At 64.4% G+C, this 15,870-nt stretch carries 14 protein-coding genes; 7 read left to right on the forward strand and 7 right to left on the reverse strand.

The window, feature by feature from the left end:
- Positions 1 to 134: 134 nt before the first annotated feature.
- Positions 135 to 581, reverse strand: a complete 447-nt coding sequence (locus IFT58_RS01615; protein ID WP_188324247.1) for a helix-turn-helix domain-containing protein — start codon at positions 579 to 581, stop codon at positions 135 to 137.
- 111 nt (positions 582 to 692) lie between these two features.
- Here IFT58_RS01615 and IFT58_RS01620 point away from each other — a divergent pair, with 111 nt between their 5' ends.
- A complete protein-coding gene (locus IFT58_RS01620; protein ID WP_192093741.1) occupies positions 693 to 1,871 on the forward strand; it encodes an MFS transporter in 1,179 nt (392 codons plus the stop codon).
- 203 nt (positions 1,872 to 2,074) lie between these two features.
- Here the strand turns inward: IFT58_RS01620 and IFT58_RS01625 are convergent, their stop codons facing one another.
- Positions 2,075 to 2,857 (reverse strand): 3-hydroxybutyrate dehydrogenase, encoded by a 783-nt coding sequence (locus tag IFT58_RS01625; RefSeq protein WP_192093742.1) that lies wholly within the window; start codon positions 2,855 to 2,857, stop codon positions 2,075 to 2,077.
- Between the two features lie 63 nt (positions 2,858 to 2,920).
- Between IFT58_RS01625 and IFT58_RS18720 the strand changes: the two genes are divergently transcribed.
- The 6 genes from IFT58_RS18720 to IFT58_RS18995 all read left to right on the forward strand — a co-directional run bounded on the left by IFT58_RS18720 (position 2,921) and on the right by IFT58_RS18995 (position 7,967).
- Positions 2,921 to 3,418 carry a hypothetical protein gene (locus IFT58_RS18720; RefSeq protein WP_249405559.1) on the forward strand — a complete coding sequence of 166 codons (498 nt, stop codon included), beginning with the start codon at positions 2,921 to 2,923 and terminating at the stop codon, positions 3,416 to 3,418.
- Positions 3,419 to 3,562: 144 nt separating this feature from the next.
- The gene (locus IFT58_RS01635) at positions 3,563 to 3,868 is read left to right on the forward strand and encodes a hypothetical protein (RefSeq protein ID WP_192080695.1); all 306 of its coding nucleotides are present in this window, start codon (positions 3,563 to 3,565) and stop codon (positions 3,866 to 3,868) included.
- Positions 3,869 to 3,970: 102 nt separating this feature from the next.
- Complete coding sequence (locus tag IFT58_RS01640; RefSeq protein WP_249405046.1) at positions 3,971 to 4,318, forward strand: hypothetical protein; 348 nt, start codon at positions 3,971 to 3,973, stop codon at positions 4,316 to 4,318.
- A gap of 144 nt (positions 4,319 to 4,462) precedes the next feature.
- Positions 4,463 to 4,762: a hypothetical protein gene (locus tag IFT58_RS01645; protein WP_192080694.1), complete on the forward strand. Its 300-nt coding sequence runs from the start codon at positions 4,463 to 4,465 to the stop codon at positions 4,760 to 4,762.
- The gene (locus IFT58_RS18725) at positions 4,759 to 6,066 is read left to right on the forward strand and encodes a zeta toxin family protein (RefSeq protein WP_249405560.1); all 1,308 of its coding nucleotides are present in this window, start codon (positions 4,759 to 4,761) and stop codon (positions 6,064 to 6,066) included. The genes IFT58_RS01645 and IFT58_RS18725 overlap by 4 nt, the downstream gene beginning before the upstream one ends.
- A gap of 1,079 nt (positions 6,067 to 7,145) precedes the next feature.
- Positions 7,146 to 7,967 (forward strand): XVIPCD domain-containing protein, encoded by an 822-nt coding sequence (locus IFT58_RS18995; protein ID WP_342029528.1) that lies wholly within the window; start codon positions 7,146 to 7,148, stop codon positions 7,965 to 7,967.
- A 73-nt stretch (positions 7,968 to 8,040) separates the two neighbouring features.
- On the opposite strand, the gene guaA is transcribed toward IFT58_RS18995, so the two are convergent.
- The 5 genes from guaA to moeB form a co-directional block, all read right to left on the reverse strand.
- Positions 8,041 to 9,606 carry a glutamine-hydrolyzing GMP synthase gene (gene guaA / locus IFT58_RS01655; RefSeq protein WP_192093743.1) on the reverse strand — a complete coding sequence of 522 codons (1,566 nt, stop codon included), beginning with the start codon at positions 9,604 to 9,606 and terminating at the stop codon, positions 8,041 to 8,043.
- Between the two features lie 109 nt (positions 9,607 to 9,715).
- A complete protein-coding gene (guaB, locus tag IFT58_RS01660) occupies positions 9,716 to 11,170 on the reverse strand; it encodes an IMP dehydrogenase (RefSeq protein WP_188324253.1) in 1,455 nt (484 codons plus the stop codon).
- A 253-nt stretch (positions 11,171 to 11,423) separates the two neighbouring features.
- Positions 11,424 to 12,305, reverse strand: coding sequence for a bifunctional methylenetetrahydrofolate dehydrogenase/methenyltetrahydrofolate cyclohydrolase FolD (gene folD / locus IFT58_RS01665; RefSeq protein ID WP_188324254.1), 882 nt, complete (start codon positions 12,303 to 12,305; stop codon positions 11,424 to 11,426).
- A 120-nt stretch (positions 12,306 to 12,425) separates the two neighbouring features.
- Positions 12,426 to 14,258: a monovalent cation:proton antiporter-2 (CPA2) family protein gene (locus tag IFT58_RS01670; RefSeq protein WP_192080692.1), complete on the reverse strand. Its 1,833-nt coding sequence runs from the start codon at positions 14,256 to 14,258 to the stop codon at positions 12,426 to 12,428.
- 362 nt (positions 14,259 to 14,620) lie between these two features.
- Positions 14,621 to 15,775: a molybdopterin-synthase adenylyltransferase MoeB gene (gene moeB, locus IFT58_RS01675; RefSeq protein WP_274602791.1), complete on the reverse strand. Its 1,155-nt coding sequence runs from the start codon at positions 15,773 to 15,775 to the stop codon at positions 14,621 to 14,623.
- Positions 15,776 to 15,870 lie beyond the last annotated feature (95 nt).

Below are 15,870 nucleotides of genomic sequence, written 5' to 3' on the forward strand. Positions count from 1 at the left end.
CTGGGGCTTTGCTGCTATCAGATAAGGTGCAGCGCGGTGTCCGGATGGCGGCGCCGAGGCCCCTTCGTGCCCGCCTCAGCGCCAACCGGTGCAACGTTGCGCGTTGTCCACGGGGTCAAGCTAGGGAGCCCGCGTTACGGCACCTTCCGCACTTCCGTAACGTCGGGCGGCAGCGCAGCGCCGTCGTGGGCCTGCGGCACCATGCGCAGGATGGGCTTGCCGCTGCGCTTGTCGACAAGAACCGAGTGGCGCTCGCCACGCTTGAAGAGATGCTGTTCGCCCCACTGCCGCAACGCCACGACGATGGGGAACAGGCTTTGGCCTTTCGCCGTCAACACATATTCCTGATAGGACGTGCCGTCAGAGGCGGCCTGCATTTCAAGCACACCGGCGTCGACCAGCTTGCGCAGCCGGTCGGCGAGGATGTTGCGCGCTACGCCCAGGCTGCGCTGGAAGTCACCGAAGCGGCGCAGGCCATCGAAGGCGTCGCGGACCACGAGGAGCGACCAGCGATCCCCGATCAGGTCCACAGAGCGCGCAACGGGACACGGCGCGTCATTCAAGGCGTTGCGCGGCGGCATGGCATCTCCTGAAGGTCCAACAAGCGGACGGCGAGTGGTTGCATTTTAAAACCACGTACCCCAGCATTCAACTAGTCTTCTTTTGCAACCAGATTGCGCGGGTTCCGGATCATGAGTGCCTCCTCCATTTCGACCTCATTGCCCCGAAGTCTGGTGGGGCTGTTCGCCGCGGCCAGCGGGCTGAGCGTGGCCAATGTCTACTACGCGCAACCGTTATTGGACACCTTGGCGCAGGACTTCGGCATCAGCCATGCCGCGGTCGGTGGCGTGATCACGGCCACGCAGGTCGGCTGTGCCGCCGCGTTGCTGCTGCTGGTCCCGCTGGGAGACCGAATGGACCGACGTCGCCTGATGACCGTGCAACTTCTGGCGCTGGTCGTCGCGCTGGTGGTGGTCGGCATGGCGCAGTCCGCGCCTGTCCTGCTGGCAGGCATGCTTGCGGTGGGTCTGCTGGGCACGGCAATGACGCAGGGGCTGATCGCCTATGCGGCGAGTGCCGCCGCCCCGCACGAGCAGGGTCGTGTCGTCGGCGCGGCGCAGGGCGGTGTGTTCATCGGCCTGCTGCTTGCACGCGTGTTCGCCGGCGGCGTCAGCGATCTGGCGGGCTGGCGAGGCGTCTACTTCTGCGCAGCCCTGCTGATGCTCGCGCTCGCGCTGCCGCTATGGCGGCAACTGCCGGTCCTGCCCGCATCCCCGAATCCGATGAGCTACCCACGACTGCTCGCATCCATGGCGACGCTGCTGCGCCAGGAGCGGGTGCTGCAAGTGCGCGGCGTTCTGGCGCTGCTGATGTTCGCCGCATTCAACATCTTCTGGAGCGCGCTGGTGCTGCCGTTGAGCGCGCCTCCCCATGGTTTTTTTCACACCGTCATCGGCGCTTTCGGGCTGGTGGGAGTGGTCGGTGCATTGGCCGCCGCACGCGCCGGTCAATGGGCCGACCGCGGGCAGGGCCAGCGAACCAGCGCCGTAGCGCTGATGCTGATGCTGCTGGCTTGGTGGCCGTTATCGTTGATGGGCTGGTCGCTGTGGGCACTGGCGATCGGCATCGTGCTGCTCGACCTTGGGGGCCAAGCACTGCATGTGACCAACCAGAGCCTGATCTTCCGTAACCGACTCGAAACCCACAGCCGCCTGGTCGGTCTCTACATGTTGTTCTACGCCGTCGGCAGCGGGATTGGTGCGCTCAGCGCCACGATCACTTATGCCCATGCCGGATGGCACGGCGTGTGCCTGCTGGGCGCCACGGTCAGCGCGCTTGCACTGCTGTTCTGGTGGTTCACGCGAGACTGAGGCGGCGAACGAACTGCTGCTCGGTCTGCTGCACGACCATCGGCCTTGGTCGGCGGCAACTGGGCGCGCCGATGCTCCTCGGCGGGCGCAAACCAATCGCAGAGGGCTGCTGTAACGCCGCCCCATGGTTGGCGGCCTTGCGCCGTGATTCCCGCACACACGCGCGCGCCACGATGCTTCTGCTCAGCGTGTCATCGGAATGCCTAGCGGGCGGTCCAGCCGCCATCCACCGGCAGCGCCGTGCCGGTCATCTGCGCCGCGGCGTCCGAGGCCAGGAAGACCACCATGGCGCCGAGTTGCTCGGGCGTCACGAACTGCAGCGTTGGCTGCTTCTCGGCCAGCAGCGCGCGAGCGGCAGACGCCTGATCCACTCCCTCCCGCTCCGCCAATGCGGTGATCTGTTGTTCGACCAGCGCCGTCCGCACCCAACCTGGACAGATGGCATTGGCGGTGATGCCTGTGTCCGCGGTTTCCAGCGCCGTCGCTTTGGTAAATCCAACAACGCCATGCTTCGCTGCCACATAAGCAGACTTGTTCACTGACGCAACCAGTCCATGCACCGACGCGATGTTGATGATGCGACCGGATCCCTGCTGCTTCATGTACGGCAAGGCCGCCGCTGTTGCATGAAATACCGCCGATAGATTCAGTGCGAGGACCGCACCCCACTTTTCGACGGGAAACTCCTCGATCGACGCGGTGTGCTGGATGCCCGCATTGTTCACCAGGATGTCGATGCGCCCCATTTTCTCGACGGCACGGTCGATCATTTCCCGCACTGCCTCGCCGCAGGACAGGTCGGCGCCATCATGTGTGACCCGCACGCCAAACTCGGCCTCCAGGCTGGAACGGATTCTTTCGATTTCCTGCACATCACCGAATCCATTCAGCACGATGTCCGCGCCTTGCTGCGCGAGCGTCGTGGCGATGCCAAGACCGATACCGCTGGTGGAGCCGGTGACCACCGCGACTTTTCCAGTGAACATGGGCGAGCTTCCATGGGGCGTCGGTGGCCAGTGTAGCTTCAGTAGATCCCGCGCCACGCGTGGATGCTGTCCCTCGACGCGCCCCTTGCCTCCAATCCCGCTCAAGGCGGCAGGCAACCCACCCAACCAATGTCGCGAATGACATTGGACCCCACAACGCATGTGCGGATACTCTCGAATCCGCATGGATCTGCTGAAAAGGCGACAGTCATGGCTTTTGGGTCCCCTCCTGTTCCGGCCGAGATCCGCGAAATGTTCGAGGATTATCCCGGGCATATCGAGAGATTGCAGGAAGTTCTAAATCGATCGGTTGAGCGATCCCGCAAGATTCCGTTCATGCCGCTCGATGATGCGATCTGGGCCCTGGAAGGAACGCTCGAAGCGTTCATCATGGAAGCAAGCGATGAGCTTGAGGCTGCGGAGAAGTCGGGCAACCTAGCGGCAATAGCTGAGGCCCATCAGAAAAAGCGACTCATGTCGTTCGCTAGGTCCAGCAATAGTCGCATGGCCAAGCTCGACGACCTCGGGGAATACTTCGACCTCCATTTCAGAGGCGTCTAACGACGCCTTGCGATAGTCAGCTGGCCGTGGATTGCATTGAACTCGTAACTGCCACCACAGATACTCATGGAAACGTGTCAAACCGCTGAATAGGTGCCGACCATGTCTCAACCACATCCCCCCGTTCCGGCGAAGCTCCGGGAAATGCTCAAGGACTATCCGGATCACATCGAACAACTGCAGAAGGCTCTCAATTCGGTAAAGGATAGACGAATCAAGTCCACGCCACCCTTCGAGGCCGCAGTCTGGCTATTGGAGGACTATCTCAGTTCCTTCAAGAGCGAAGCGCGCGTTGAATTGGACGCTGCTGAGGCTTCGGGCAATCAGCAAGCCATTGAACGAGCTAAAGAAAAGGAACAACTGATGTCATTTGCCAGGTCGGGCAACATAGGGCTAGCGAATCTGAGTGAGCTGCGCGCCTACTTCGACCGCAATCGGGGAGGCGCCTGAGGACTCCTTCCGCTGTTTGGCCGGCGGTGGGTGGCATTGAGCTCGTACCTGCCAGAACAGATACTGATGAAAACGTGTCAAACCGCTGAATAGGTGCCGACCATGTCTCAACCCCATCCCCCCGTTCCGGCGAAGCTCCGGGAAATGCTGAGGGACTACCCGGAGCATATCGAACGACTTCAGAACGCTCTCTATTCGGTAAAGGACAGAAGAATCAAGTCCACCCCGCCCTTTGAAGCCGCAGCCTGGGTATTGGAGGACTACCTCAGTGGCTTTATCGGTGAGGCGCGAGCTGAACTGATTACCGCCGAGGAGTCAGGTAATCCACAGGACGTTGCACTGGCAAATAAAAAGCTCGAACTGATGTTCATGGCGAGAAGCGGGGGCGGCGGGATGCTGAACATCAGTGATCTGGCGGCCTACTTCCAGACCAACAGCAAAGGCATCTGACCATTCTCGCGTTGGCCAGCCAGCCCTGAGTTGCAATGAACTCACCTCCCCACGTACAGATAATCACAATAAGCGCGCAAAACCCCCGAATAGGTATCGACTATGCTTCAAGCTCCTCCTCCAGTTCCAGCCAAACTCCGTGAAATGCTCAAGGACTATCCGGAGCATATCGAACGACTGCAGGAGGTACTCAATCGATCAGCCGAACGGTCACGACAGATTCCGCTAATGCCATTTGATGACGCGGTCTCCGCTTTGCAAGGAAGACTGGGAGCGTTCATCTTGGAGGCGAGTGGCGACCTTGCCGCTGCCGAGGCATCTGGGAGTCCTGAGGATATTGCCAATGCACTTGAAAAAGAGCGGGTGATGCTTAGGACGCGCCTCCAAAGTCAATGGATAGCAGATGAGTCCATGTACTCCTATTTTCGGGAGCTCGAGCGTTGACCGCACCCGATTGGAGCTTGACAACCGAGGCCCATGCGCAGGCGTTTCTGGAGAAAGTGCTTCCGGCCAGTGGCCTGCACAGAACCAGCCCACAGGAGCGCCCAAAGGCCATCATCCTCGCTGGACAGCCAGGGGCAGGCAAGAGCGGCGTTGCCCGTGCTGCAATTCGAGAACTTGCTGGTGATGCCATCCCGATCGATCCCGATGCGCTGCGGGAGATGCACCGTGACGCTCCGCAGCTTTTCCAGCAGCACCCATACACCTGGTCAGGATATACCCACAACGATGCCAGCCAATGGGCAAAGGAGCTGCGATCCACGGCTATCGAGGGCCGCAGGAATGTCATCCTCGATACGACACTAGGAAATGGCGACAGCGCAGTTGACTTGATCTTGGATCTCCAGACCAAGGGCTATGAAGTCGAGATTCGGGCAGTTGTCGCGCATCGGTTGGAAAGCGAACTTGGTGTCGACCGAAGATTTACTGAAGACCTGGACAACCAAGGTTTCGGCCGCTACGTCCCCGAAGACGTGCGCAAGCACGTCTACGAGGCCCTGCCCGGGAATCTGGACAAAGTCCAAGCCGAGACTGGCGTCCAGATTCGGCTCTACGGTCGCGAAGGCGCGCAGCTCTACGACAGCCGGAGCGATACCCGCCTGCCGAGCGCCGCACTGGAAGCAGAACGCGACGCTCGGCTGAAGGACCCTCGGACCACCCAGAACCTGCGCGATGGCTGGCGCGCGCAAGGTCGCTGGCATGCCGAACTTGCAGACACCCTACCCAACAACGAAAAGGTCAGCCCGACTACAGCGACGGCCGTTTTCGATGAACGCGCGTCGCTCAAGGTTGTTGAAGGCACTACGCCCAACATCCAAGAAGCACGCACCATCGACCACACCATCCGCGTGCGTCCGAACATGGTGCGGGGTACCGTCATCGGTGGCGCCGCTGCGACCGTCGTTGAAGCCGCCACGGAAGGGACGAAGATTGCCGACCTGTACGCGCGTGACAATCGCACAGGTGCGGAAGCCGCGATGTTGGATTTGGGTGCGCGCAGTGTCGGTGGTTGGACCGGGCAGCGTTGGGCGCCAAGGCCGGCACACTGCTGGGCATCGAGTCCGGCCCCGGCGCGATTGTCACCGGCATCATCGGTGCCGGGCTGGGTGCGTGGGGCGCCAGCGAAGTCGTCGACTGGATCGAGAGATACAAGATCAACAACCAGGCCGACAGCACCGGCAGGGTCTGGACGTTTGATCCCGAGCGCCCTGAAAAGGGCTGGACGCACAGCGAGCGGGAAATCGTAGGCACCGTGGGCACGCAGGCGGATCGCCCGATCTATGGCGCGACCAGGCTGCTGACGGCCGATGCCGAATTGACCCAGCAACTTAACTACCAGGCCTCAAGCATGGCCGTTGGCTTGCGGATGCGGGAGCCTGATCAACCGATCAATCCCTTCAGCATTGCTGGCGACGCTACCGATACACCCAGCGTCCTTTCTCGTTCGTGGGAGCGCAATCCGGAAACCGGAGAGTGGCGGCGTGAAGTCGTCCATCAGATCCTTGATCACGGCATCAAGAATACGACGGTGGAAGTAGCCGATGTAGCGAAGACGGCCCATCTTGATGAGACCGCTCAAGGCATCATGGCCTTCAACGCCGCACGTAGCTCGGCGGCCTTCGCCAAGCAGTACGAGCAGGTATATACCGCGCAGGGCTGGTCCCAGCATGGAGAGATTCCCGAGGAAGTGGTGTGGGCCCGGAATCATCCCGATCACGTGCTGGCTTCCGACGGGCGCACCTATCAGCAACAGCATGATGGCGAATGGCTGCATGATGGCTGGATCTACGATTCGCTGGCCGAGGGCAACATCCGCGATGAGTTGAACGGCACCTACCCGCAGATCCGGACCATCCAGCAGCAGGAGGCTCCCACACCCGGTGCCCATGAGCGACGTATCGAGGCTCTGAGCCCCAGCGAGCGTGATGCCTACCAACAGGCCACTCAGGAAGCCAACCGGCTGGGCGTCGCTGCACCGCAGACGCAACAGGTGGCCGCCGCTGCGGTCGCCGAGGTTCGTGGCGAGCACGCCGATGAACGCCAGCTGCCGCAGGCAGTGATCGACGAGCGGGCCGAGCAACGCGCTTCATCTGCACCCGGCACACCGCCTCTGGTGCAGGAGCAACGCACGTCCGTACCTGCAGCGCCGACGTCATCCGAGCCTGCGGAACGGGTGCGAGAGTCGGCGAGTCGCGAAGCGCCACGACAGGAGCCAACTGCGACGACAGCGCCTCCAACGGTGGATGATTCAACCGAGCAGAAAGCGCGCGTCGATACGACCGCTCCCTCGCAACATGCACCCCCCTCTCCCGCCTCTCCGCTGCCTATGGGCAAGGCGGAGCAATCCGACGCTCAGCGACCCGTGAGTCCGGCAGTCGCACCTTCGGTTGAGCGCCCCGCTCCCGCGTGGCATCCGCATTCGGCTCACACCGACTCCCAAGCTCCGCCCGTTCCGGTCGAATTGGCCGACGGCCCATCAAGGACTGTCGACGTCCAGGAGCAGCAAGCCTGGCAAGCGCCGATCCAGTTGCAATCAACAAGCAGTCTCGGAAAGGTCGCGCAAAGTGAATCCGCCCGGCCCCTGCAGTCAGAGGTCACCGCGCCGGTAGTCGCCCAAGGTGAGCGGCCGCACGCGCAATCGCCAGCGGAGGCACAGACTGCGCTGCCCTTAGGCGGGACAGCCTACGGGCAACCCGAAGCACCATCCTCGCCCGTACTGCCCAGCCAGCCCAGCCATGCCGATCATGCGCTGTATCAGCAGATACGCGACGGCGTCGAAGCGCTGGATGCCAGGCATGGCCGCAGCTTTGATGCCACAAGCGAGCGGATGGCGGCCAGTCTGCTGGTGCTGGCCAAGGACAACGACCTGGACCGGGTGGACCACGTACTGCTCAGCAACGCGACCCCGGACAAGGCCGCCGGGCACAGCCTGTTCGTGGTCCAAGGCGAGCCAAGCGACCCCGCGCACCAACGGGCCGCAATGCCGACCGCGCTTGCCGCACAGACCTCCGTGGAGGATTCAATGCAGCAGTTCGATGCAGTAACCCGGGAAGCCCAGCAGCGCGCCCAGGCCAACCAGCTTGAGCAGCAGTTGGACGATCAGCGTGTTCAGCAGAGTGTCCAGAGCCGCGCCGCCAGCATGGGTTGACGTGCATGCGCCCCAGTGGGGATCGCGACTCTGCATGTGACAAAGGCGCCTTTCGGCGCCTTTGTCGTTCAACTCATTCCCACTCAATCGTAGCCGGCGGCTTCCCCGAGATGTCATAAACAACCCGTGAAACCCCGCGCAGCTCATTGATGATCCGGTTACTCACCGTACCCAGGAACTCATACGGCAGGTGCGACCAGTGCGCCGTCATGAAATCAATCGTCTCCACAGCACGCAGCGCGATCACCCACTCATAGGCACGCGCATCGCCGACCACGCCGACCGACTTCACCGGCAGGAACACCGCGAACGCCTGGCTGGTCTTGTCGTATAGATCCGCCCTGCGCAGCTCTTCGATGAAGATCGCATCGGCCTTGGCCAGCAGTTCGGCGTACTCACGCTTCACTTCACCCAAGATGCGCACGCCCAGGCCCGGGCCCGGGAACGGATGGCGGTAGACCATGCTGCGTGGCAGGCCGAGCTCGACGCCGAGGCGACGCACTTCGTCCTTGAACAGCTCGCGCAGCGGCTCCACCAGGCCCAGCTTCATGTGTTCCGGCAGGCCGCCCACGTTGTGGTGGCTCTTGATCACGTGCGCCTTGCCGGTCTTGCTGCCGGCCGACTCAATCACGTCCGGGTAGATGGTGCCCTGCGCCAGCCACTTCGCATTCTTCAGCTTGTTGGACTCTTCGTCGAAGATGTCCACGAACAGGTTGCCGATGATCTTGCGCTTGGCTTCCGGATCGCTCACGCCTTCCAGCTTCGCGAAGTAGCGGTCGGCCGCGTTCACGCGGATCACCTTGACGCCCATGTGCTCGGCGAACATCGCCATCACCTGGTCGCCTTCCTGCCAACGCAGCAGGCCGGTGTCGACGAACACGCAGGTCAGCTTGTCACCGATCGCTTTGTGCAGCAGCGCAGCCACGACCGACGAATCGACGCCGCCGGACAGGCCCAGAATCACTTCGTCATCGCCCACCAGCTCGCGCACGCGGGCAATCTGGTCGTCGATGATGTTGGCGGCGGTCCACAGGGTTTCGCAGCCGCACACGTCCACCACGAAGCGGCGCAGCAGAGCCTGGCCCTGCAGGGTGTGGGTCACTTCCGGGTGGAACTGCACGCCGTACCAGCGCTTTTCTTCATTGGCCATCGCGGCCACCGGGATGCGATCGGTGGTGGCGGTGATGGTGAAGCCCGGCGGTGCCTTGGACACATGGTCGCCGTGGCTCATCCACACGTTCAATCGAGCCTCGCCCGGGTGATCGCTCAGCCCGGCGAACAGCGAATCCGGCGCCACGATGTTGACTTCGGCATGGCCGAATTCGCGCTGGTCGGCGGCTTCCGTTTCACCGCCCAGCTGCGCGGCCAGGGTCTGCATGCCGTAGCAGATGCCGAACACCGGCAGGCCGCTGTCGAACACTTCCTGCGGCGCGGCGGGCGCGTCCGGCAGGGTGGTCGATTCCGGGCCACCGGACAGAATGATGCCCTTGGCCCCGAAGCCGGCGATGTCGGCCGGGTTGTGGTCCCACGCCCAGATCTCGCAGTAGACGCCGAGCTCGCGGATGCGACGGGCGATCAGCTGGGTGTACTGCGCGCCGAAATCGAGGATGAGGATCTTGTCGGTATGGATGTTGGTCATGATGCCCGGACGATGCAGGAGGAATAACGGAGTACGAAAGCGCAACCAGCGGCGGATGTAGAAAGAGGAACGGGAATCAGCTTCCTCGTTCCTCTTCTTGCGTCCGGTCTCAGGCGCGGTAGTTCGGCGGTTCCTTGGTGATCTGCACGTCGTGGACGTGGCTCTCACGTTGGCCGGCGCCGCTGATCTTGACGAACTTCGGCTTGCTGCGCATGTCTTCGACCGTGCCGCAACCCACGTAGCCCATGGTGGCACGCAGGCCGCCCATCAGCTGGTGGATGATGCCGCCGACCGGGCCGCGATACGGCACGCGGCCTTCGATGCCTTCCGGCACCAGCTTGTCGGCGCTGGAGGCATCCTGGAAGTAGCGGTCCTTGGACCCCTTTTCCATCGCCGCCAGCGAGCCCATGCCACGGTAGCTCTTGTACGAACGGCCCTGGAACAGCTCGGTTTCGCCGGGCGACTCCTCGGTACCGGCCAGCAGGCCACCGATCATGATGGTGGACGCACCGGCGGCCAGCGCCTTGCCGATGTCACCGGAGTAGCGGATGCCACCGTCGGCGATCAGCGGGATGCGATCCTGCAGGGCCTCGGCGACCAGGTCGATGGCGGTGATCTGCGGCACGCCGACACCGGCGACCACGCGGGTGGTGCAGATCGAGCCCGGACCGATGCCGACCTTGACCGCGTCCGCGCCGCAATCCAGCAACGCCAGTGCGGCTTCGCCGGTGCAGATGTTGCCACCGACCACCTGCACCTGCGGGAAGTGCTTCTTGACCCAACGTACGCGGTCCAGCACGCCCTGCGAGTGGCCGTGCGCGGTGTCCACCACCAGCACGTCCACGCCAGCGGCGACCAGCGCTTCGACGCGACGATCGGTATCGCCGCCCACGCCGACCGCGGCACCCACCAGCAGACGCGTGGCGGAGTCCTTGGCAGCGTTCGGGTAATCGGTGTTCTTCTGGATGTCCTTGACGGTGATCAGGCCACGCAGGGCGAACTCATCGTTGACCACCAGGATCTTTTCGATGCGGTTGCGATGCAGCAGCAGCTGCACTTCTTCCGACGCCGCGCCTTCCTTGACCGTGATCAGGCGATCCTTCTTGGTCATGATGTGGCGGACCGGATCGTCAAGCTCGGTTTCAAAGCGCATGTCACGGTGGGTGACGATGCCGACCAGCTGGCCGCCATCCACCACCGGCACACCGGAGATGTTGCGCGCCTGGGTCAGCGCCAGCACGTCGCGGATGGTGGTTTCCGGCCCGACGGTGATCGGATCGCGGATGACACCGGCCTCGAACTTCTTGACCTTGGCCACTTCGGCGGCCTGCTGTTCCACGCTCAGGTTCTTGTGGATGATGCCCATGCCGCCGAGCTGGGCCATGGCGATGGCCAGGCGCGCTTCGGTGACGGTATCCATCGCAGCGGACAGGATCGGGAGCTTCAGCCGCAGGTCGCGGGTCAGCCGGGTTTCCAGGCTGACATCCTTCGGCAGGATGATCGAGTGGGCGGGGACGAGCGAGACGTCGTCGTAGGTGAGAGCTTCAGCCTGGATGCGCAGCATCGGCATACCCGAGATGTGGGGAAGCGCGTCATTTTACCCTGATTGTCGGCCGAGCGGCAGGGGGTAGATGCGACGGTGTGTCGCGCCGGTAGGGTGCGGGGTGAAAGGCGCCGCTGCGCTCGCCGAGCGTGGCTCGGCGCTACCGGGGTGCGGCGTTATCGGGCGTCGCGGCGGGTGGGCGGAATCGGGCGAGGCAGGGGCTGGTAGCGCCGACCCATGGTCGGCGAGCGCAGCGGGCTCTACGCGCGATCTCTCAGACGAAGGCTTCTGCCGCTTCCAGGGTGTTCTGCATCAACGTCGCTACCGTCATCGGCCCTACCCCACCGGGCACCGGGGTGATCCAGCTGGCGCGCTGCGCAGCGGCCTCGAAGCCCACATCGCCGACCAGGCGGCCATCGTCCAGCCGGTTGATGCCCACGTCGATCACCACTGCGCCGGGCTTGACCCATTCGCCCGGCACGATGCCCGGGCGACCGACCGCGACCACCAGGATGTCGGCGTTGCGCACGGCCTGCTCCAGCACGTCCTTCGGGGTGAACTTGTGGCAGCTGGTCACGGTGCAGCCGGCGATCAGCAGCTCCAGCCCCATCGGCCGGCCGACGTGGTTGCTGACGCCGACGATGGTCGCGTTGCGGCCGCGCACGGGCTGGTCGGTGTGGCCCAGCAGCGTGGTGATGCCGCGCGGAGTGCACGGGCGCAGGCCGAATTCGCGCAACGCCAGGTGGCCGACATTTTCGGGATGGAAGCCGTCGACGTCCTTGCGCGGATCGATGCGCTGGATCAGGCGGCGGGCATCGGGAATACCCGGCAGCGGCAGCTGGATCAGGATGCCGTGGATCTTCGGATCGGCGTTCAGCTCGTCGATCAGCGCCAGCAGATCGGATTCGTTGGTGCCGGCGGGCAGGTCGAAGTCATGCGCTTCGATGCCCACCTTCTCCGCCGCACGGCGCTTGTTGCGCACATAGACGGTCGACGCCGGATCGCCTCCTACCAGCACCACGGCCAGGCCGGGGCGGCTGCCACCAGCGGCGACACGCGCGTCCACGCGCACCTTCAGGCTGTCGAGCAGCGCCTCGGAGATGCGGCGGCCATCGAGGATGCGGGCGGATGAGGGGGCGTCGGTCGGCAGGGTCATCGAAGCGGGCGTGCAGCGGCGGGGACGGCTATTGTCCCTGATTCAGGCCCGGTAGTGACGGCCGCTGGCCGTCAAGGCGGGATTGCAGGGGCTGACGGCCAGCGGCCGTCACTACCCTGGTCAAGCGTCCGGCGGCACCTGATCGGCATTGAGCGTGCGCGACTGACGCTTCGGCACGGTGAACGGGGTCGGCGTCGGCACGCCGGGCAGCGAGGTGCCGAACACCATGTGCGCACCGGAAATCAGGTCGCCGCCGGCCATTTCCAGCTGGAAGCGCTCTGCGTCGCGCTCGCGGATCTGCTCGGCGATATCGCGTGCATCGTCCTCATCGGCACCGAGTTCCATCAGCGCGGCCTGACCGAACACCACGGCCGATTCGAAGGTTTCGCGGATCTGGAAATCGACACCTGCATGTATCAGACGCAGTGAGTGTTCGCGGTCGAACGAACGCACCAGCAGCTTGGCCTGCGGGAATTCGTGCGACACCAGCTCAACGATGCGGTCCGCTTCGGTAGCGTCGTTGACGCACACCGCAATCGCGCGCGCCGACGCTGCACCGGACGCATGCAGCACATCCAGACGGGTACCGTCGCCGTAATAGATCTTGAAGCCGAAGCGTTCGGCGCTGTGGATCATCTCCACGTCGTTGTCGATGATGGTCACGTCCACGTCGCGCGCCAGCAGTGACTGGCTGGCCACCTGGCCGAAGCGTCCGAAGCCGATCAGCAGCACGCTGCCGGACAGTCCCTCGGCCTCCTCCACGCCTTCCATGCTGACCACGGCAGGTGCAGCGAAGCGCTTATGCGCCAGCACCACCAGCGGGGTCAGCGCCATCGACAGCACGACCACGGCGGTGAAGTTGGCGTTGATGTCCACGTCGATCACCCCGGCACTGGCAGCGGCGGCAAACAGCACGAACGCGAACTCGCCGCCCTGCGCCATCACCACGCCACGGTCCAGCGCCTGCGCATGGCTGCTTCCCAGCAGTCGTGCCACGGCATAGATGCAGACCGCCTTGGCCGCCATCAGCGCCAGCACCAGACCGACGATCAGCGGCCAGTTGCGTGCCACCACGCCCAAGTCCAGCGCCATGCCGACGCTGAGGAAGAACAAGCCCAACAGGATGCCGCGGAAGGGCTCGATATCGGCTTCGATCTGGTGCCGGAAGGTCGACTCGCTGAGCAGCACGCCGGCCAGGAACGCGCCCATCGCCATCGACAGCCCGGACAACTGCATCAGCAATGCCGCGCCCAGCACCACCAGCAGCGCCGCGGCGGTCATCACTTCGCGCGCCTTGGCGGCAGCGAGGATGCGGAACAGCGGATTGAGCAGGAAACGCCCGACCAGCACGAGGCCGATCACTGCGCCGGCGCCGATGGCCACCGACATCCAGCGCGAGCCCTCGCCGTCGGCACTGCCCGCAGACGGGCCCATGAACGCGACCAGCGCCAGCAACGGCACAATCAGCAGGTCTTCGAACAGCAGGATCGAGACGATCTTCTGCCCCGGCGGCAACGCGATGTCACCGCGCTCGGCCAGCAACTGCATCACCACCGCGGTAGAGGTGAGCACGAAGCCGGTCGCACCGATGAAGGCCACCTGCCACGGCAGGCCGAACAGCTTGGCGACCAAGGTCAGCACGATGGCGCAGACGGTAATCTGCGCCGTACCCAGGCCAAAGATTTCCTTGCGCAGGCTCCACAAGTGCGACGGCCGCATTTCCAGCCCGATCACGAAAAGGAACATCACCACGCCGAGTTCGGCGGTGTGCAGGATGGCTTGCGGATCGGAGAACCAGCCCAGCCCGAACGGCCCGATCGCCAGACCAGCGGTGAAGTAGCCCAAGACCGACCCGAGGCCGAAGCGTCGGAACAGGGGCACCATCACCACTGCCGCGCCCAACAGGGCGACGACCTTGACCAGTTCACTGCTTGCTGCTGCTTCCACCGCCATGCGGCCGTTCCTGTGATGCGTCGAGAGGGCTCAACGATAGGGCATGCGGGTGGTAATCAATAGCACGTGAGTTGCGGTTGATTGTTCTGCTGACGCAACGAGTGGTTAATCTATCGCCATGTCGTTCCATCTGGCATTGCGAACGAACGGCTGCCGCTGCGCTCGCCGACCATGGGTCGGCGCTACAGGTGTCACGGCCCTGCGCGCCAGATGGGTGCCTCGGTAGCGCCGAGCCACGCTCGGCGAGCGTAGCGGCGGATCAGCGGCCCGCGCAGAACGCGGCGTAATCGATATAGCCGGGGAAGGGTCCCGCCACCACACCCGGGTAGCGCCGAGCCACGCTCGGCGAGCGCAGCGGCAAATCAGCGGCCCGCGCAGAACGCGGCGTAATCGATATAGCCGGGGAACTCGACGCCCGGACCACAGACCGCGCACTGCGGGTCGGGGCTGAGCCGGGTTTCGCGGAAGCGCATCGCCAGCGCATCGAAGCGCAGCAGGCGTCCGGTCAGCGGTTCGCCGATGCCCAGCAGCAGCTTCAGCACCTCGGTCGCCTGCAGGATACCGGCCAGTCCGGGCAGGACGCCGAGCACGCCCGCCTCGGAACAGTTCGGCGCGAACTCCGGCGGAGGCGGCTGCGGGAACAGGCAGCGGTAACACGGCGCCACGCCGCGCTGGCGTCCGGCGTCAAACACGCTCACCTGGCCATCGAAGCGCTCGATCGCGGCATACACAAGGGGCTTGGCGTGCTTGATGCACGCGTCGTTGAGCAGGTAGCGCAGCGGGAAGTTGTCCGAGCCGTCGAGCACCACGTCCACCCCGTCCATCAGCGCGTCGATGTTTGACGAGGTGGCACGCTCGGCGATGGCCTCTACTTTGAGAGAAGGGTTCAGGGCCAGCAGGCGCTCGCGGGCCGAGTCCACTTTCAGCGTGCCTACGCTGGCTTCGGTGTGCACGATCTGCCGGTGCAGGTTGCTGCGCTCCACGCGGTCATCGTCGACAAAACGGAGCTGCCCTACCCCGGCCGCGGCCAGGTAGAAGCCGGCAGGCGAGCCCAACCCGCCAGCGCCCAGCACCAGCACGCGCGACCGTTGCAGTTGGCGCTGGCCTGCTTCGCCGACCTGCGGCAACAGCAGATGGCGGGCATACCGATCGTAGAAATCGCGGTCTTCGGCCGATGTCAGGGGCTGCACCAGCGGCAGTCCCTGCGCGCGCCAGGCGACGGTGCCGCCGGCCACCGAGGCGACGTTTGCATAGCCGGCAGCGAGCAGCGCCTGCGCCGCATCGACGGAGCGCCGGCCGGTCTGGCAGATCAGCAGGATGTCCTGGTCGGTGCGCGGCAGGTGCGCGCCAGGATCGGCCTGCAGCACGCCGCTGGCGATGCCGTGCGCGCCTTGGGCCATGCCGCCTGCACGCTCGTGCGCCTCGCGCACGTCGATCAGCGCCGCGCCGTGAGCGAGGCGTTGCAGGGCGATTTCCGGGGTTATTTCGGGGATACGCATGGCGGCATTATCGGCCATGCGCGCAGGGGTGGCACACCGCCGCTGCGCTCGCCGACCATGGGTCGGCGCTACCGTGGGTTCGGCGTCAGTGGATTCGGCGTTACCGGGTCGCG

It is taken from the genome of Stenotrophomonas sp. CFBP 13718, from assembly GCF_014842145.1.
GTDB lineage: Bacteria > Pseudomonadota > Gammaproteobacteria > Xanthomonadales > Xanthomonadaceae > Stenotrophomonas.

Bases quoted from the DNA above. Each gene is read 5' to 3' on its own strand.
- IFT58_RS01615 (WP_188324247.1), bottom strand. From the start codon at position 581: ATGCCGCCGCGCAACGCCTTGAATGACGCGCCGTGTCCCGTTGCGCGC.
- IFT58_RS01620 (WP_192093741.1), top strand. From the start codon at position 693: ATGAGTGCCTCCTCCATTTCGACCTCATTGCCCCGAAGTCTGGTGGGG.
- IFT58_RS01625 (WP_192093742.1), bottom strand. From the start codon at position 2,857: ATGTTCACTGGAAAAGTCGCGGTGGTCACCGGCTCCACCAGCGGTATC.
- IFT58_RS18720 (WP_249405559.1), top strand. From the start codon at position 2,921: ATGCTGTCCCTCGACGCGCCCCTTGCCTCCAATCCCGCTCAAGGCGGC.
- IFT58_RS01635 (WP_192080695.1), top strand. From the start codon at position 3,563: ATGCTCAAGGACTATCCGGATCACATCGAACAACTGCAGAAGGCTCTC.
- IFT58_RS01640 (WP_249405046.1), top strand. From the start codon at position 3,971: ATGTCTCAACCCCATCCCCCCGTTCCGGCGAAGCTCCGGGAAATGCTG.
- IFT58_RS01645 (WP_192080694.1), top strand. From the start codon at position 4,463: ATGCTCAAGGACTATCCGGAGCATATCGAACGACTGCAGGAGGTACTC.
- IFT58_RS18995 (WP_342029528.1), top strand. From the start codon at position 7,146: ATGGGCAAGGCGGAGCAATCCGACGCTCAGCGACCCGTGAGTCCGGCA.
- guaA (WP_192093743.1), bottom strand. From the start codon at position 9,606: ATGACCAACATCCATACCGACAAGATCCTCATCCTCGATTTCGGCGCG.
- guaB (WP_188324253.1), bottom strand. From the start codon at position 11,170: ATGCTGCGCATCCAGGCTGAAGCTCTCACCTACGACGACGTCTCGCTC.
- folD (WP_188324254.1), bottom strand. From the start codon at position 12,305: ATGACCCTGCCGACCGACGCCCCCTCATCCGCCCGCATCCTCGATGGC.
- IFT58_RS01670 (WP_192080692.1), bottom strand. From the start codon at position 14,258: ATGGCGGTGGAAGCAGCAGCAAGCAGTGAACTGGTCAAGGTCGTCGCC.
- moeB (WP_274602791.1), bottom strand. From the start codon at position 15,775: ATGGCCGATAATGCCGCCATGCGTATCCCCGAAATAACCCCGGAAATC.